This window comes from Amycolatopsis thermalba (assembly GCF_023376025.1).
Classification (GTDB): domain Bacteria; phylum Actinomycetota; class Actinomycetes; order Mycobacteriales; family Pseudonocardiaceae; genus Amycolatopsis_E; species Amycolatopsis_E thermalba.
Genome location: NZ_CP091196.1, coordinates 386,144 through 399,797, shown reverse-complemented (window position 1 = coordinate 399,797; position 13,654 = coordinate 386,144). Strand labels below are relative to the sequence as shown.

The 13,654-nt window shown below is 71.4% G+C and carries 14 protein-coding genes and 1 pseudogene; 1 reads left to right on the top strand and 14 read right to left on the bottom strand.

Annotated elements, in window-relative coordinates:
* Nucleotides 1–195: 195 nt before the first annotated feature.
* The 11 genes from L1857_RS02020 to L1857_RS01970 all read right to left on the bottom strand — a co-directional run bounded on the left by L1857_RS02020 (nucleotide 196) and on the right by L1857_RS01970 (nucleotide 7,888).
* Nucleotides 196–987: an ESX secretion-associated protein EspG gene (locus L1857_RS02020; protein WP_094003270.1), complete on the bottom strand. Its 792-nt coding sequence runs from the start codon at nucleotides 985–987 to the stop codon at nucleotides 196–198.
* Between the two features lie 11 nt (nucleotides 988–998).
* Nucleotides 999–2,291, bottom strand: a complete 1,293-nt coding sequence (locus L1857_RS02015) for a hypothetical protein (protein ID WP_249464328.1) — start codon at nucleotides 2,289–2,291, stop codon at nucleotides 999–1,001.
* Nucleotides 2,292–2,332: 41 nt separating this feature from the next.
* Entirely contained in the window at nucleotides 2,333–2,911 is a 579-nt protein-coding gene (locus L1857_RS02010) for a DUF3558 domain-containing protein (protein ID WP_094003269.1), read from the bottom strand.
* Between the two features lie 2 nt (nucleotides 2,912–2,913).
* Nucleotides 2,914–3,306 carry a hypothetical protein gene (locus L1857_RS02005; protein ID WP_094003268.1) on the bottom strand — a complete coding sequence of 131 codons (393 nt, stop codon included), beginning with the start codon at nucleotides 3,304–3,306 and terminating at the stop codon, nucleotides 2,914–2,916.
* Between the two features lie 146 nt (nucleotides 3,307–3,452).
* Nucleotides 3,453–3,911, bottom strand: a complete 459-nt coding sequence (gene rplI, locus L1857_RS02000; RefSeq protein ID WP_094003267.1) for a 50S ribosomal protein L9 — start codon at nucleotides 3,909–3,911, stop codon at nucleotides 3,453–3,455.
* Between the two features lie 14 nt (nucleotides 3,912–3,925).
* Nucleotides 3,926–4,174 carry a 30S ribosomal protein S18 gene (gene rpsR, locus L1857_RS01995; RefSeq protein ID WP_020423407.1) on the bottom strand — a complete coding sequence of 83 codons (249 nt, stop codon included), beginning with the start codon at nucleotides 4,172–4,174 and terminating at the stop codon, nucleotides 3,926–3,928.
* Nucleotides 4,175–4,209: 35 nt separating this feature from the next.
* Entirely contained in the window at nucleotides 4,210–4,701 is a 492-nt protein-coding gene (locus L1857_RS01990) for a single-stranded DNA-binding protein (protein WP_094003266.1), read from the bottom strand.
* Between the two features lie 12 nt (nucleotides 4,702–4,713).
* Entirely contained in the window at nucleotides 4,714–5,037 is a 324-nt protein-coding gene (rpsF, locus tag L1857_RS01985) for a 30S ribosomal protein S6 (RefSeq protein ID WP_020423406.1), read from the bottom strand.
* Between the two features lie 80 nt (nucleotides 5,038–5,117).
* Complete coding sequence (locus tag L1857_RS01980) at nucleotides 5,118–6,038, bottom strand: hypothetical protein (RefSeq protein ID WP_094003265.1); 921 nt, start codon at nucleotides 6,036–6,038, stop codon at nucleotides 5,118–5,120.
* Between the two features lie 71 nt (nucleotides 6,039–6,109).
* A complete protein-coding gene (locus tag L1857_RS01975) occupies nucleotides 6,110–6,967 on the bottom strand; it encodes a hypothetical protein (RefSeq protein ID WP_249464325.1) in 858 nt (285 codons plus the stop codon).
* 78 nt (nucleotides 6,968–7,045) lie between these two features.
* Nucleotides 7,046–7,888 carry a hypothetical protein gene (locus tag L1857_RS01970; protein ID WP_094003263.1) on the bottom strand — a complete coding sequence of 281 codons (843 nt, stop codon included), beginning with the start codon at nucleotides 7,886–7,888 and terminating at the stop codon, nucleotides 7,046–7,048.
* Between the two features lie 103 nt (nucleotides 7,889–7,991).
* Between L1857_RS01970 and L1857_RS01965 the strand changes: the two genes are divergently transcribed.
* Complete coding sequence (locus L1857_RS01965) at nucleotides 7,992–8,765, top strand: deoxyribonuclease IV (RefSeq protein ID WP_094003262.1); 774 nt, start codon at nucleotides 7,992–7,994, stop codon at nucleotides 8,763–8,765.
* A 67-nt stretch (nucleotides 8,766–8,832) separates the two neighbouring features.
* Here the strand turns inward: L1857_RS01965 and L1857_RS01960 are convergent, their stop codons facing one another.
* The 3 genes and pseudogenes from L1857_RS01960 to L1857_RS01950 form a co-directional block, all read right to left on the bottom strand.
* Nucleotides 8,833–10,380, bottom strand: a complete 1,548-nt coding sequence (locus tag L1857_RS01960; protein ID WP_116110305.1) for a glycosyltransferase family 87 protein — start codon at nucleotides 10,378–10,380, stop codon at nucleotides 8,833–8,835.
* Nucleotides 10,381–10,416: 36 nt separating this feature from the next.
* Nucleotides 10,417–12,807: a transglycosylase domain-containing protein gene (locus L1857_RS01955; RefSeq protein ID WP_116110304.1), complete on the bottom strand. Its 2,391-nt coding sequence runs from the start codon at nucleotides 12,805–12,807 to the stop codon at nucleotides 10,417–10,419.
* A 415-nt stretch (nucleotides 12,808–13,222) separates the two neighbouring features.
* A pseudogene (locus tag L1857_RS01950) lies at nucleotides 13,223–13,620 on the bottom strand (DUF5318 family protein).
* Nucleotides 13,621–13,654: the final 34 nt, after the last annotated feature.

Sequence of the window (13,654 nt, the reverse complement as noted above, 5' to 3'; positions counted from 1 at the left end):
ATCTGACCGGCAGGAAAACCGCAGTTCAAACCCTGTGGGTAACCTGTGGAGAACTTCACTGAAAAAACTTCGGCGTGTCGCCGCGCACCCGATCTTCGGCGTGTCGCGGCCTCGTGCTGGCCTCGGCCTGTGGATCAAGCCTACGGACAGTAGAAGACCCCCCCACTCGGCCGAGCGGGGGGTCCGGTGCACTGATCAGCCCAGCGCGCGCATCGCGTTGTGTAGTCGTTCGCCGATCGCCTGGGGCGTACCGGGAGTGAGCACGATCAGCGACTCACCCGTGCCCGGCCGCTCCTCCAGCAGCCAGCGGCCGTCGGGCGTGTCGACGAAGTTCAGCGCGCGGTCGCACCGCCTGCGCGTGCCCGCCCGGGTGCGCGCGGCCGCGTACAGGCTGCCGGCCGCCACCCGCGGCCCCTCGAGGATGCGCTTGATCTCCTTGCCCGGATCGGCGACGGAGCGGCCGCCACCACCACGCATGATCGACATGTCCTCGCCCGAGGGCCGACGGCCACCGCCGTAGACCTCGCTCTTCGGCGCCACCAGCGGGCTGCTGCCGCCGGGCGGCACCCGCGGGATCTGGTCCACGAACGCCGGGAGCAGTTGGTCCGGCCGCTGCGGCCGCATCACCACCACGTCCTCCTTGATGTGGCGGGCCAGGACGAACCCGCCACCGGCGCCGCTGCCGGCGAGGACCGTGAAGTTCTGCGGCGCGTCGTCCGGGAACGTGCCCTCGAACCAGCCGTAGAACTCCACGTTCGGCCGCGCGATCGACTCGATCATCGCGGCGAACTCGCGGTCCATGCCCCGCGGCCCCATCAGGCCGTGGTGCGTCAGCACCGCGTTGACCTGCTGGTCGATGATCCGCTGGGCGGTCTCGTCGTACCAGGTCGCGGTGGGCGACAGCGTGTTGTGCGGCTCCGCACCCCGGCGCTGCAGCAGGTTGAGCAGCGTCGGGGTGGTGATCGTCAGCGGCCGGCTCACCGGCATCGTCCCGGGCCTCATTCGCCGATGACGGGCGGAGCCGTCAGCTCGTCGGTGCCGAACAGCTCGTTCGGGTCGTCACCCACCATGTACTTGTTCTCGTGCTCTTCGTCGTCCTCGCCGTTGGCGTGACCACCGCGGCCGCCCATGCCCGGCGCCCCGGCCATGCCGGCGCGGCCCGCACCGCGCGCGGACCGCCCGCCCGCGCCACCGGCGCCCGCACCGCCGGCCCCGGCACCCGTGCCCGCCGTCGCGCCCGTACCGATCCCCGCGCCCGGGCCGAACCCGGCGCCGAACCCGGCGGCGCCCACACCGCCACCACCCGCGCCGGCGCCGGCGCCACCGCCCGCGCCGGACCCGGCCCCGCTACCGGGCCCGAACCCGCTGGTGGAGGTCGGCGTGTAGCCCGCCGCGGTGGTCGCGTCGAAGGCCGGGTTGTACGGGCCCGACCCGGTGCCCGGCGTGTAGCCGGGGCCGGTAGGCGCCTTCGGCAGGTTGGCCGACGGATCGGTGGCGCTGAACTGCGGCAGGTTGCCGGTGCTGGCCGGCTTGAAGTCACCGGGCATGCCGGACGCGCTGGGCATGTTCCCGGCGCCGCCGGTGCCGCCCGGCATCCCGCCCGGCAACCCGCCGTTGGAGAACACGTTGCCCTGCCAGGCGGTGTACTGCGGCATCCCGCCCGCGTTGGTCATGCTGGCCTGGTAGTAGTTGTTGAACGCGTCGACGTTCGCCTTGCCGCGCTGGTTGTACTGCTCGATCTGCTCGTCGACGTCGGACATCGGGTTGATGCCGTCGAGGAAGTTGCCATCCGGCGGCTGGGCTGGCACTTCCTGGACCTTGGACTTGACCGTGTCGAACGCGCTGGCCTGGTCGTTGAGGTAGGTGTGGCTCTTGCCCAGGTTGGTGGCCGAGTCCTGCAGCCAGATGCCCAGCGGGTGCGCGCCCGCCTGCGCCTGACCCGAGGCCATGCCCTTCCAAGCGTTGTCCATCAGGTCGTTGATCTGCTGGATGAGCCGTCCGCGTTCCTCGTGCACGCTCTTGAGGCTCTTCGCCGCGTTGGCGCCGGCCACGAGCGAGGACGCGTCACCCGGGCTGATCTGCTCCCAGATCTTGCGCGCGTCGATCGTGCGGCCACCGATGTTCGCCTCGTGGTGCTCGGCCTCGGGCGTGCTCGCCAGGCCGACGAGACCGCCGACGATCGCGCCACCGACGGCCCCCACCGCCGTGCCGACACCCGGGACGACCGACCCGATCGCCGCACCGACGGCCGCGCCCGATGCGACGCGCCCCGCCGTGTAGTCGTCAACCATGGCTCAACCCCTCCTGCTGCCGAATCTGATCTGGACGTGCATCACGCGGCCCCCTTCAGGTGCTGCACCATCGCGACGGCGACCTTCTCGACGATGGGACACGGATCGGTCACGTTCGGACCGTCCAGGATGCTCGAGTTGACGTTCACGACGAGCTGGTCGGTGACCCCGACCCACAACGCGCAGGTCCCGCGGCTGCGCAGGTCGGCGTTGGCGGCGAAGACCGCGGGGTAGCCGTCGATCGTGACCGGCTCGAAGTACTTGTCCTGCGCGCGGTTGGCGTAGACACCGGTGAGCCCGGTCTGCTGGTTGCCGAGCGGGGCGATGAAGATCTTGTTGGCGTCGTACGCCTGCGACTGCCACCGGCAGCCCTGTCCGGACGGGCTCGGGTACGGCTCCCCCGGGCTGACCAGCCCGATCTCGGTGACCTGGGCCGGCGAGAGCGCCGAGCAGGGGTCGCTCACCAGCGTGCCCGACGGCAGCGGCGACGGCACGCGCAGCGCCGGGTCGACCGGCGGGGCGGTGGGCGTCTGAGCCGCGTCGGTGCTGCCGCCTTGCGAGCAACCGGTCAGCAGGCCGGCGGCGACCAGCGCGGCGGCGAGCCAAGTGGTGCGTTTCATGCTCAGACCGCCCGGTACCCTCCGACGCTGCGGTGGACCTCGTCCTCGTGCTCCTCGACGATCCCGGCCGCTTTCTCCAGGGCGTCGATGTAGTTCTTGACGTAGTCGACCATTCGCTGGTGCTGCAGCTGGAGGGTCTCGCCGGAGACCTTGGCGGCGCGGTTGATGAAGTCGCCGCTGGCGAACTCCTGTCCCGGCGGCCGGACCTCGGCGATCGTGTTCGCGTTCGACAGGTCCGTCTGCAGGTCGGTCAGCAGCTCTTTCCACTTGCTGATCACGCCGCGTACCTCGTCCGGGGAGAACTGGTACCCGCCGGGGCTGCCGTTGCCACCCACCTGGATCGGTGCTGGTGGCGGTACCTCCGTGAGCCTGTCGGTCGGCTTCTCACCGGTCATGGCCAGGAACCCCCTACGTTCTCGCCTCGGCATTGATCGCCCGCTTGGATGCTAGCGCAGCGCACCCGGTTCCCGCGGCCGAACAGGAAAAACCGGGCAGGCCCCGCGAGCTGCGGAAACCTGCCCGGTCGGTACTGCGTGACGACCTACTGGCCGGCCTTCACCTCGAGGCGGACCGAGGCCTGCACGTCGGGGTGCAGGCGGGCGTTCACCGCGTGCTTGCCGACGGTCTTGATGTGCCCGTCGGTCTCCAGGACGCGCTTGTCGAGCAGCGGGCCGCCGGCCGCCTTGATCGCGTTCGCGATGTCGGCGGTGGTGACCGAACCGAACAGCTTCTTCGAGCCCGCGGCGGCCTTGGCGGTCAGCTCGACGGTGCCGAGACCCTCCAGCGCGGCCTTGATCTCCCGAGCGTGGTCGAGGTCGCGGATGCGGCGGGACTCCTGCGCGCGGCGGATGGTCTGCACGTTCTTCTCGGCGCCCTTGGTGGCCTGGATGGCGTAGCCGCGGGGCAGCAGGAAGTTGCGCGCGTAACCGTCCTTGACCTCGACGATGTCGCCGGGGCCGCCGAGGTTCGCCACGTCAGTGGTGAGGATGATCTTCGCCATGATGTGGTCCCTCCTCAGCGCGCGGTCGAGGTGTAGGGCAGCAGCGCCATCTCGCGGGAGTTCTTGACCGCGGTGGCGATGTCGCGCTGGTGCTGGCTGCAGTTGCCGGTCACCCGGCGGGCACGGATCTTGCCGCGGTCGGAGATGTACTTCCGCAGCAGGTTGGTGTCCTTGTAGTCGATGAGTTCCGGGTGGCCCTTCTGCTCGGCCTTGCAGAACACACAGACCTTCTTCTTGGGCTTGCGGATGGGTGGCTTGGCCACGGTGATGCTCCTGGGAATTCAGTACGAGTGGTTGGTCAGAAGGGAGGCTCGTCGGCGAAACCGCCGCTGTCGCCTGCCGGCGGGGCGGAACCCCACGGGTCGTCGGCGGGGGCACCACCGCCGCTGTTCCCGCCGTAGCCGCCGCCACCGCCGCCGCTGCCGCGGCTGACCTTGTTCACCTTGGCGGTGGCGTAGCGCAGCGAGGGACCGATCTCGTCGACCTCGAGCTCGACGACGGTCCGCTTCTCGCCTTCCTTGGTCTCGAACGACCGCTGCTTGAGGCGGCCCTGCACGACCACGCGGGCACCGCGCGTCAGGCTCTCCGCGACGTTCTCCGCCGCCTGCCGCCAGATGTTGCAGCGCAGGAACAGCGCCTCGCCGTCCTTCCACTCGCCGGTCTGGCGGTCGAAGGTGCGCGGCGTGGACGCGACGGTGAAGTTGGCGACGGCGGCGCCGGACGGGGTGAACCGCAGTTCGGGGTCGGACGTCAGGTTGCCGACCACGGTGATGACGGTGTCTCCAGCCATGGGCTATTCGCCTCAGGCCTTCGCCGCGGCCTTGGCGGCCTTGCGCGGGACCGGCTTGCGGACGACCTTGGTGCGGAGCACGGTCTCCTGCAGCGACAGCTGCCGGTCCAGCTCCTTCACCGCGTCGGGCTCGCTGTTGAGGTCGAGCACGGCGTAGATGCCCTCGGCGTGCTTCTTGATCTCGTAGGAGAGCCGGCGACGGCCCCACACGTCGACCTTCTCCACGCTTCCGCCGGACGTGCGGATGACGTTGAGGAACGTGTCCAGGGTCGGGGCGACCTTACGCTCGTCGAGCGTGGGGTCGAGGATGACCATTACCTCGTAATGGCGCGACACAACCACTCACCTCCTGTGGGCTTCACGGCCACGGGCTTTCCGTGGCAGGAGGGTTTGCCGAGGTTGAGTCTACGGGGCGGCTACGACAGTTTGCGCAGCACCCAGGTCCGGACCAGCGCGGCGCTCACGCCGGCCAGCGCGACGACCGCCAGCAGCATCGGCAGCTGGACGTTGCCCGCGGCCGGTTCACCGCCGATCGCGCTGGCGTTGCCCGCGTTGCGGACGTCGGCCTGGCCGCCTGCCGAGGTGGACTGGCCGCCCAGCACGCCGACCTGCGGCAGCGCCTGGTCGGGCAGCGTCGCGGAGGACGGGTAGAGCGCGCTCGGCGGCACCGCGACGCCGGCCACACCGGGGACGGCGGCCGGGATGTTGCCGTAGTTGCGCGGCGGGGCGGTGGCCGAACCGGTGCCCGCGATGCCCGGGCTGGTCGCGGTCGGCGAGGTTCCGGGCGCGGGCGTGGCCCCGCCGGGCTGCTGCGTGGCGGGGAGGCCGGGCTGGGTGTAGTTGTTCGCGTAGGTGGTCAGCCCGCAGTTGCCGGCGACCTTGTTGGAGATCGAGTCGAGGGTCTTCTTCTGCTGGTCGGCGCCGATGCCGAGGCCGACGGCGTACGGGTCGCCCGCGTTCTTCAGCGTGGTCGCGACGGCGGTGGCGATGGCGTCACCGCCGATCGTGCCGCTGGCCGCGTTCGCCGGGATCTGCCCGACGGTGATCGCGCCGGCCTTGCTGACCGTGTCCGCGATCTTCTGCGGGTCCACGCCGTTGAGGTGCAGGAACCACTCCTGCTCCTGCGCGCCGGCCTTGACCACGCCCGCGAGGTCCTTGCCCTGCACGGCGACGCTGTCGCTGAGGGCGCCGATCACGGTGCCGGTGCACGCCTGCGACAGCACGGTGCTCGCCGACGCGGTCCCCGCCGTCAGGAGCGAGCCGCCGGCGATGGCCGCGGCGACGGCGGCGACGGTCAGCGCTCTACGGGTGGTCTTCATCAGGCTGGTGTTGCGCACGAGCGCGGTCCTCCAGTGATCGCAGGCGTGTGTCCCCGGAAGGGATCAACGACGAGCGGACCCAAAGGATACTAAGCGGTAGCTCCCCGTAGAACCCACGCGCGTACGAGACCGGCGCTGACACCCGACAGAGCGACGACGGCGATGAGCATCGGTAGCGCGACGTTGCCACCACCGCCCGAGCCGCCCGGGAGCGCCTCGGCCTGGCCCGCGTTCTGCACCGGCTCGCCGGACTGCGCGGGCTGGCCGAGCGCGCCGTACTGCGGCGCGTACCCGGGGATCTGCCCGCCGTACTTCAGCCCCGGCGAGGGCGCCCACAGCGCGGACACCGCGAACGGCAGCCCGGCGTAGTTGCGCATCGGCGCGTAGGCGCTGCCCGACCCGAACGGCAGGAGGCTGAACGTCGACGGGTCGCCGGCCAGGACGGGGCTGGTCGAGCCGGGGATCGCGGCGGGCGCGACGCCCTCGGTGCGGCCGGGCGTGCCGCCCGGCGGGGTCTGCGGGTGGCCGCCGGTGCCCGGCGGGTTCTGCGGCTGCGGCCGGCTCGCGCCACCCCCGCCGAGCGCCCGGCCCGCCTGGTCGACCGTGCTGGTCAGGCCGTTCGTGGTGCCCGCGACGGCGCCGTTGACCGCGCTCGCGGCGGGGGCGCCGACGACCGGCAGCGGCTCGACGACCGTGTCCACGACCTTGACGGTGATCTGGCACAGCCCGCCGAGCAGGCCGCCGACGATCGAGGTGAGCCCGTCGGTGACGGTCTTCAGGCCGAGCGGGGTCTTGATGACGTCGCCCGGTTTGGCCGTGACCGTGTCGCCGCACTGGGCCGTGTGGGTTTCCGCGCTCGCGGTCGCGGGGAGGGCGAGCGCGGCCGATCCGGCCAGTACGAAGGCGGCGGCGCCCGCCGCGGCGGTCCTGCGTGTCCGACCCTGCATGTTCGTCCTCCAGCGCGTCGCTACTGGTTCAACGAAGCTAGAGCAGGTGCGTGACGCCCGCACGGCGGAAAGTAGCCGTCAGGCGCGGCGCATCCAGGCCCGGGTGAGCGCGGCGGCCACGATCGCGAGCGCGAACACCGCGATGATCAGCGGCAACCGGGCCGGCGCGGTCGGCGACGGCATGGCCTCGGCGGTCCCGGAGTTCTGCGTGACCACCGGCGGTTCCGTCCCAGTCGGTGGGACGAGCCCGGGCGCGGCCGGCGGGACGACCCCGGGCCGGATCAGGGCGGACAGCGGCGGCGTCAGCGGGACGCCCCCGGAACCGATGAGGAACCCACCGGTGACGAACGAGGCCGGCACGATCCCGCCGGTCGCGCCGGGAGCGGGGGCGACGGGAGTTCCGGGCGCCGGGGTCTCCTCGCCGGGCTGCGGTCCGCCGGGGGCGGGTTCCTCCGGCGCCGGATCGTCCGGAGCTGGGTCGTCCGGAGCTGGGTCGCCGGTGGACGGCGGGACGAGCGGCCGACCGGAGACGAGGCTCTGGGTGGCCGCGGACAGCGTGTTCACCGTGCCCTGCACGCCGGGGCAGAGCTGCTCGGTCGCCACGTCGCCGACGACCGGCGCGTCGCCCACGTCCAGCGCCTTCGCCAGGTCGGCCACCGGCAGCGGCAGCAGCGGGTCGCGCTGGTCCGGGCCGGTGGGCGCGGAGCCGCTGCCGGTGCCGACGGTGAGCACGCCGGGCTGGTCGAGCGGGGCGCCCGCGTCGAGGGTGAGTGCCTGGCCCGGCTCGTCGCGCAGGGTGGCGTCACAGCTGCCGGCCAGCGCGGGGTCGGCTTCCTCGGCGAACGCGCCCGGCGCGGCCAGCGTGGCCGACAGCGTCAGCACGAACCCGGCCACTCCGGCGCGGCGCGCGGTCTTCCCCATGCGTCCCCCAGCACTCAGGTGTGTCACGGACCGCGCTCACGGTACTTCATAGCGTCGGTGCGGTTGGGGAGAACCGACTGGATTCCGCCGGTAGCGTGGCCTCATGCAGATCGGTGCGCACGTCCGTGACGACGACCCGCTGACCGCGGCCAAGGAGCGCTCGGCCGACGTGGTGCAGTTCTTCCTGGCCGACCCGAAGGGCTGGAAGAAACCCGTCGCGCAGCCGCCGCGGGCGGACATCGAAGCGGCCGGGGTGGAGGTGTTCATCCACTCCCCCTACATCATCAACGTCGCGTCGCTGAACAACCGCATCCGGATCCCGTCGCGCAAGCTCGTCACCCAGCACGCGGCCGCCGCGGCGGAGGTCGGCGCGAAGGGCCTGGTCGTGCACGGCGGTCACATCGGCAAGGGCGACGACATCGCGGAGGGCTTGGCCAACTGGCGCAAGTTGTTCGAACGGCAGGCGGCCGACGGCGGTTTCGCGGTGCCGATCCTGATCGAGAACACCGCGGGCGGCGACGGCGCGATGGCGCGGGAGATGGACGTGCTGGCGCGGCTGTGGGACGAGGTGGCCGAGTTCGGCGCCGGGTTCTGCCTGGACACCTGCCACGCGTTCGCCGCGGGCTGGGAGCTGGACGACGTGGTGGACAAGGTCATGGCCATCACCGGCCGCATCGACCTGGTGCACCTGAACAACTCGCGCGACGAGTTCGGCTCCGCACGCGACCAGCACGCGAACGTGGTGCACGGCGGCGGCACGATCGACCCGGAGGCGCTGGTGGCCGTCGCGGCGGCCGCCGGAGCGCCCGTGGTGGTCGAAACCCCGGCCGACGGACAGGCCGAGGACATCGCCTACCTGCGGGAGAAGCTGGGCTGACCCCCGCGGCGGCGGCGGTGCTGGAGGGGGAACACGGGCGGTTGTTGGCCGTGGCTGGTTTCGCCGCTCAGACCGCGTGCCGGGCGCGGCGGCGCTTCAGCACCACCACGTCGCGGGCCCGGTCGAGCACTCCGCCGGCCGGGTCGTCGTCGCCAGCCGTGCGTACCGCGTCTTCCGCCGGGCGGTAGATCTCCCGCACCACCAGCACGCACAGCCCGATCACGGCCAGGTCCCGCAGCGTGACGAACCCGAGGAACCAGTCCGGCGGCAGCCCCTTGTGGTCGGTGCCCAGGTAGTAGAACATCCGCGGCACCCACACCAGCGCGTCCAGCAGCATCCAGCCCAGCAGCAGCCGCCACCGCGGGATCGCCAGCACCGCGAGCGGCACCAGCCACAGCGAGTACTGCGGGCTCCACACCTTGTTGGTCAGCAGGAACGCGGCCACCACCAGGAAGCAGAGCTGCGCCAGCCGCGGCCGCACCGGCGCGGACAGCCCGACGTAGGCGATCCCGGCGCAGCAGGCCAGGAACAGCCCCCCGCTGACGACGTTCAGCCAGGTCGGCGTCTGCCCGGCGGCGAGCGGCCCGTCGAAGCCGGCCCAGCCGGTGAAGTACGAGATCACGTTGTAGATCGAGTCCGGGTCCATCCCGCGTTGCGCGTTGAGCCGGAAGAACTCCTGCCAGCCCGCGTTCAGCGTGAGCGCGATCGGCAGGTTGACCGCCAGCCAGGTGCCCACCGCCGTGCCCGCGGTGACCGCCCACGGCCGCAGCTTCCCGGCCCGGATGCACAGGATGAGCAGGGGCCCGAGCAGGAACAACGGGTACAGCTTCGCCGCCGCGCCGAGCCCGATCAGCAGCCCGGCCACCGCCGGTTTCCGCCGCGCCCAGGCGAGCAGACCGGTCGCGGCGAACGCGGTGGCCAGCGCGTCGAAGTTGGTGAACGCGTGCACCAGCACCAGCGGTGAGATCGCGGCGAGGCACGCGTCCCACGGTCTGCGGTTCGCGGTGCGGCCCACCGCCCACACCGTGACCAGCCAGGCGAGCGCGAGCCAGAACGCGGTGATGTTGAAGTAGATCGCCACCGGCAGCGCGCCGGGCAGCCAGCCGGTGTCGGCGATCGCCTTCCAGCCCTGCGCGAGTTTCGCGTTCGCCCACTGGAACAGCCCGGTCAGCACCGGGTACTCCATGTAACGGACGTGCGCGTTCGGCGTGCCGGCGTCGTCGATCCAGCTCGTCTTGTACGGGAACGTGCCGGGCTGGTCGAGCCGCTCGGCGCTGAACAGCGGGACGACGTCGGAGTAGCACATCGCCACGTACGGGCGCCCGGACCGCCAGTCCAGCTGGGTCTGCCCGCTGTCGTCGACGTACTGCTGGATGCAGCTGGCCTTGCCGAACCAGCACAGCACCAGCGCCAGCGTGGCCAGGGCCAGCCCGACCCGCTGGGGTGTCCAGAACCAGTGCCGCCCGACCGCCGCGTGCTCGCCGAGCGGACCGCCGATCGGTCTGCTCGCGGCCGCGACCAGCGGCTCGGTCCGGGACGGCGCGACCCGCTGACCGGCGTCGAGTGACGCCGGCGCGGGTTCGGCCGAGGTGGTCTCGTCGGTCGGGCTGGACACCCGCGCGATGTTACGGCCCGCGGCGTGAGCCGGGGATCAGCCTCTGTCGCGGGTGGTGGTCGGCCCGAAGTCGTCGCCACCACCACCCGGGATGGTGAAGGTCGGCGTTTGCCGGGACTTGCTCGTCGTCGGTTCCGTCGATTCCGGGGTGTGGGTCGGCGTCGACGGCGGGGTCGACGGCGGCGTGGTCGGGGACGACGTGCTCGACCTGCTGCTCGTCGGCTTCGTCGAGGACGACGCGTCGTCACCGGCGGTCGCGCTCTTGCCGATCGGCGAGACGGTCGGGAACTTCTCGCTCGGCTTGCCCTTGAGGTAGTCGTTCATGAACTGCTGCCACATCTTGGCAGGCAGCCCGGTCGAGGAGACCGCGTCGCCGTTCTTGTCCCGCAGCGGCGTGTTCTTGTCACTACCGACCCAGGACGCGGCGGAGATCGACGGCGTGTAGCCGACCATCCACACCTGCGAGTTGTCCTTCTCCGACCCGGAGCCGTTGCCGGCGCTGGCGTCGTACTGCTGGGTACCGGTCTTGCCGGCGCACTCGTGGCCGCTGGGGCAGCTGAGCTTCGAGAACTGGATGACCGGCTTGAGCGCGTTGGTCACGTTGCCCGCGATCTGCTTGCTCTTGTTCGCGTCACCCTCGGCGAAGGCCGGCTTCGGGTTGCTCGACGGCTGGTACACCACGTCCCCGCCGGGCGTGGTCACCTTCTGCACGAAGTGCCGGTCCAGGTAGGTGCCGTTGTCGGCGATGGTCGCGTACCCGGCCGCCATGTCCAGCGGCGAAGCCATGGTCGAGCCACCGCCGAGCGCGATGTTGTTGTCGACGGCCTTGAGCGAGGTGACCCCCGCCTCCTTGGCCGCGTCGGCCACCGCCTGTGGTCCGGTCACGTTGGCGACCATGTCGAAGAACACCGTGTTGGTCGACCGCATCGTCGCTTCCGCGACCGTGCACTCCTTCGAACAGCTGTTGGACGCGCCCGCGTTGTTGATGTAGCGCGGGTTGCCGTTGGGCAGCACCCCGAACTGCCGGTGCGTGCTGCCGTCGAACGTTTCGCCGAGCCCCTTGCCCATCTTGAGGAACGCGACCAGGTCGAACGTCTTGAACGACGACCCCGGGTTCCGTGCGGTGTTCGCCCAGTCGATGTAGTCGGTCTTGTCGTTGGGGCCGCCGTAGTAGGCGACCACACCGCGGGTCTTCGGATCCACGGCGACGAGCGCCTTCTTCAGCTCGGGCGGCTGCCCCTGCATCACGTCGTTGACGGCCTTCTCCGCCAGGCGCTGCGCGTTCGGGTCGATCGTCGTGTAGACGTTGTAGCCGTTGGCCTGGATCTTCTCCTTGGAGTAGCCCGCGGCCTCCAGTTCGGCTTCGACCTGCGCCTGGATGAACGCGTTGTTGCCGGTGATCGCCTGCGGCTTGGTCTGGTCCTTGGGCAGCGGCGTCGGGTACTGGGCGGACTTGCGGTCGGTGTCCGACAGCCAGTTGTACTTGACCATCTGGTCCATGACGTAGTTCCAGCGCCACGTCGTGTACTCGGCGTTCTCCGACTTGCCGGGGCCCTGGATCAGACCGGCCAGCAGCGCCGCCTCGGACTGGGTCAGCTGCGCCGCGGTCTTGTTGAAGTACGCGTGCGAGGCGGCTTCGATGCCGTAGGCGCCACGTCCGAAGTAGACGATGTTCAGGTAGGCCGTGATGATGTCCTCTTTGGACTGCGTCTGGTTCATCTTGAACGACTTGACCAGCTCGGTCGCCTTGCGGGTGAGCGTGGGCGCCTCGTTCTCGGTGGCCTTCTTGATGTACTGCTGGGAGATGGTCGAACCACCGCCGGAGCCGCCGGTCAGGTTGTTGTAGACGGCGCCCAGGATGCCCATCACGTCGAAACCGTTGTTGGTCTCGAAGGTCGCGTCCTCGGCCGCGTACACGGCGTGCTTGACGGTGTCCGGGATCTGGCCCGGCTTGAGGAGCTGGCGGTTCCCGCTGTCCGGGATCTCCTTGCCCATGACCGAGCCGTCGCTGTAGTAGTAGGTCACCACCTGGGCCTGCTGGGCCAGGACCTCCTCCGGCGTCGGCACGTCCACCAGGAAGTAGGCGATCGTGAATGCGATCGCCGGCAGCACGACGAACACCCCGAAAAAGGCGTACAGGGTGCGCCGGATGATCTTCCAGCGCCGCTTCTTGCGCTGCTTCGGCGTCAGGGCCGCCTTGCCCTTCTTCCCCTTCCCGGTCTCCTCGGGCGCGTCGTCCTCGGGGCCGGAGTCGTTCAGGGGCTCGTCGACGTAGTCGTCGTAGTCGTCGTACCCGCTGGCGCGCAGCTCGGCGTGGGTGAGCAGGCCCGGCTCGGAGTCACCCATGCCGGGGCGGCGGCCGGCGGCGGCACCGGCACCCGCCGCCGCGGCGGCCGGACCGGCGGGCGGGCGGTAGCGGCCGCGCATCGGCCGGTCGGCGGGGTTCTGCGGACCGGGAGCTCCGGGCGGCGGCCCGGGACGGCGCGGCGGCGGCGGAGGCATGCGGTTGCCCGCGGGCGGGACGCGGCGGGGACCACGGGGGGCGTCCGGGTCCTGACCACCCGGCCAGCCCGGGCCACCGCCCTCGCCGGGCCACTGGGGGCCCTGGGGACCCTGCGGGCCGCGGGCCTGCGGGCGCTGGGGAGGCGCGGGACGTCGTGGCGGTTCGTCACCGCTCGGCCAGGCCGGGCCGCCCTCGCGCGGCCACTGGGCACGACGGGGTTCATCGGGCTCCTGACCGGGCCAGGAGCGATTGCGGTGGTCGTTCACGAGTGAGCCTCCCAGACCGGCGGTACACCGGGCGCCGTTCTGTGATCGAGTGCCAGCGCTGCGCTACGTCCCCTCACTGCCCGGCCGTCCTCCGGGACGGGCCGTGCGGGGTTCCGTTGCCCGAGACGTACGAACGCACCAGATGGTTCCAGCGGCACGCCCGGCACACCTCCACCACATGGACGTTGAACTCCCCCACCAGGTTGGCCAGGCGGGCCAGTTCCGCCGGTGTCCTGGCCGAGCCGGAGACGTGCCTGAGCTGTTCACCGAACACCCAGGACACGTTCGTCAGGCCGTCCTGCCCGCACAGCGGGCAGGGGCCCCGCTCGGTTCGCCGTGGAACCGGGCAGCCCTGAGCAGGTACGGATCGGCGTCGCAGACGTCGCGCGTGCCGACACGACCGGCGCGGACGCCGGCCAGCAGCGCGCGGCGCTGCAGGGCGTAGTCCACCACCTGTCGCTGGTTCTGCACGGTGACAGAGTACGTGGCCGCCGTGTGTGCGCCA

Excerpts from the sequence above, each read along its gene's own strand:
- rplI (WP_094003267.1), bottom strand. The coding sequence starts at position 3,911 with ATGGCGAAGATCATCCTCACCACTGACGTGGCGAACCTCGGCGGCCCC.
- L1857_RS01955 (WP_116110304.1), bottom strand. The coding sequence starts at position 12,807 with ATGCGCGGCCGCTACCGCCCGCCCGCCGGTCCGGCCGCCGCGGCGGCG.
- L1857_RS02020 (WP_094003270.1), bottom strand. The coding sequence starts at position 987 with ATGCCGGTGAGCCGGCCGCTGACGATCACCACCCCGACGCTGCTCAAC.
- L1857_RS02005 (WP_094003268.1), bottom strand. The coding sequence starts at position 3,306 with ATGACCGGTGAGAAGCCGACCGACAGGCTCACGGAGGTACCGCCACCA.
- L1857_RS01990 (WP_094003266.1), bottom strand. The coding sequence starts at position 4,701 with ATGGCTGGAGACACCGTCATCACCGTGGTCGGCAACCTGACGTCCGAC.
- L1857_RS01975 (WP_249464325.1), bottom strand. The coding sequence starts at position 6,967 with ATGCAGGGTCGGACACGCAGGACCGCCGCGGCGGGCGCCGCCGCCTTC.
- L1857_RS02010 (WP_094003269.1), bottom strand. The coding sequence starts at position 2,911 with ATGAAACGCACCACTTGGCTCGCCGCCGCGCTGGTCGCCGCCGGCCTG.
- L1857_RS01965 (WP_094003262.1), top strand. The coding sequence starts at position 7,992 with ATGCAGATCGGTGCGCACGTCCGTGACGACGACCCGCTGACCGCGGCC.
- L1857_RS02015 (WP_249464328.1), bottom strand. The coding sequence starts at position 2,291 with ATGGTTGACGACTACACGGCGGGGCGCGTCGCATCGGGCGCGGCCGTC.
- L1857_RS01970 (WP_094003263.1), bottom strand. The coding sequence starts at position 7,888 with ATGGGGAAGACCGCGCGCCGCGCCGGAGTGGCCGGGTTCGTGCTGACG.